Genomic DNA, 311 nt, shown 5'->3' with positions numbered 1-311 from the left:
AAGAAGATTAACCGGATCATCGACAAGGAGTTTCCGGAGGCCTACCGGGAGACGCTGGTAGTGCTGGACGGTACGACCGGACAGAATACACTTTCACAGGCCAGACAGTTTATGGAAGTGGCGGATATTACGGGAATCATCTTAACGAAGCTGGATGGAACCGCCAAAGGCGGAATCGCCGTGGCAATCCAGTCGGATCTGGGGATTCCGGTCAAATACGTGGGGGTTGGAGAGAAGATCGACGATCTGCAGAAATTTAACGCGGAAGAGTTTGTATATGCATTATTCCATGTGGAAGAGAAAGAAGAGGC

General features: G+C 50.5%; 1 pseudogene. It reads left to right on the top strand.

The features are described 5' to 3' along the window. Positions 1-311 (top strand): annotated as a pseudogene (locus tag NE473_RS30860) (signal recognition particle-docking protein FtsY); the annotation flags it as partial.

Source organism: Hungatella sp. SL.1.14 (genome assembly GCF_024460495.1).
Lineage (GTDB): Bacteria > Bacillota > Clostridia > Lachnospirales > Lachnospiraceae > Hungatella > Hungatella hathewayi.
The sequence above is the reverse complement of the archived record's forward strand: the minus strand, read 5'-3'. Positions and strand labels throughout refer to the sequence as shown.